Origin of the sequence: Microcystis sp. LE19-10.1B (assembly GCF_027530565.1) — a bacterium.
Lineage (GTDB): Bacteria > Cyanobacteriota > Cyanobacteriia > Cyanobacteriales > Microcystaceae > Microcystis > Microcystis aeruginosa.
Genome location: NZ_JAPZQM010000223.1, coordinates 1 through 1,748 on the forward strand (window position 1 = coordinate 1; position 1,748 = coordinate 1,748).

Here is a 1,748-nt window from a genome sequence, read left to right on the forward strand (position 1 = left end):
ACCTCTGCTCTTTCTTCTTCTTTAAGAGCTTTTTGTAAGTTTTTCTTTTCTTCTAAGTCTAGGAAATCTTTGGCTGGCATAAGTAGGATTTTTCTCAAGTTACTATTTCTATTTTAGGTGGTTTAAGTGCGTTTTAGCTTACAATGCACAGCAAAGCAAAGGATTAAGCCGCCATCACTACTACCGAATCACCACCTACATCTGCACCACATCGATAGAAATCACGCTAATGGTCGAGCCAATAATCTTTTGGCAGTACACGAATCATGCCACGATTACATCCACAGGTGCAAAAGTGAAAGCTAAGATTATCGGGAGCCGAGTGCGGTGAAAGTCGCACGCTCGGCTCTAAGAGAGAGGTGCGGAGGATAATATCTCCCATCGACTCTACCCACCTTATCTAATGTTCAAAATTCGTGCGTTACGCTAACGCTAACACACCCTACTGGACTGTTTCAGTTAAGTATGGTTCTGATTTACTCTTTAATCCTAGTCTTCGTCAACAGGTGTTAGGTGTAACAGAAATTGCCAAAAACGTTATCGGAATGACGGTAGATACAGTTATCGATTTGGCTGACCAATTAACCCCACCCAGAGAGGTTGTTACCTTTGAAGTAACTAATGATATTAACGCTTTTGAAGAATATCTACGCCATGGTATTTTTGAAGCTGCAGGATTTGAGTCCTACTGTATTCAAGAATTAAGAGGATTAGTGGATATTTTTCGAGAAAAAGAAGGAACATGGGCAGGTGTCGCTCAAAACGAATGGTATAAAGAGAATCCTCAGCTTGTAGCAGAATTACCCGCTAATTTGCAATCTCAAGAATTTAATTTAGAAGTTAGTGAACGACTGAGACAATTAGCAATTGCCTTGAAAAGAAATAGTTCCTCTCAGTAGCGTTAGCTATAGCAAAGCACCGCTATTATTGCGACGATGGCGGTGAATTACGGTGATTTGGGGATGTGGATTAAGCTTCGCTAATCCTAATTAGGGTTTGCTGAAAAAGTTTTTCCTGGGGGCAGCGTGTGGGGTGTAGGGTGTGGGGTTTTACCGATTTTGAGGTGGTCAATTACCTAATTTTCAGGGAAAAAGTCCCTGAATTTTCCCCCCGCTCACTCCCATGTCCGGTACTTTTTGATTTCCAAAAAGGTCTAAAAGTCTTATCCAGCAAGATTTTTAGATTTATTCAGCCAACCCTAATTAAATCTCCACCTCTTAAACTACAAATCGACTATTAAAAGTAAATCCGTAGTCAATTACTCATAACTTCGGTGGCCGATTGTAACCTTTAAGGTGTTTGTCCAAAGACCATATATAGACGCGGCGGCCTAGATTTTGATCACAAATTCTTTGCCAATCATGAATGATAGAAAGGTCTCCCAGTCCCCTACCTTGCATCGCTTCATCAGGAAACTCTTTTAACCATCCTTGCAGGTCTTCTTTCTTTAGAAAACTAATGGGGGTGAAGGGAGATTTTCCTTCAAGAGCTTGTGTTACCTGATTTACAAATTTTTCTGCACAAATACGTCGCTGATTGCCATCTACCTTTTTGGCCTTGGCAATATGATTGCCAGTTTCCAGAATGGTCGCCATTGGCAAAAAAAGAGGGTTCTTCGGTTTGTCTTATGCAATGGACGGGGTTATAAAGAATGAAACCTTTATAGAGACAGACATTGCCGCAATTTTTGTCAATTGTTTGCGATCTGGAGCGAACTAATCAATTAAATCTCTTGCCAGATAAGGATT

The 1,748-nt window shown here is 40.7% G+C and carries 2 pseudogenes; one reads left to right on the forward strand and one right to left on the reverse strand.

What is annotated here, in order from left to right:
- Nucleotides 1–458: 458 nt before the first annotated feature.
- Nucleotides 459–899, forward strand: a pseudogene (locus tag O9332_RS08065) (dynamin family protein); the annotation flags it as partial.
- A gap of 363 nt (nt 900–1,262) precedes the next feature.
- Here the strand turns inward: O9332_RS08065 and O9332_RS08070 are convergent.
- Nucleotides 1,263–1,622 (reverse strand): annotated as a pseudogene (locus tag O9332_RS08070) (hypothetical protein); the annotation flags it as partial.
- Between the last annotated feature and the right edge of the window lie 126 nt (nt 1,623–1,748).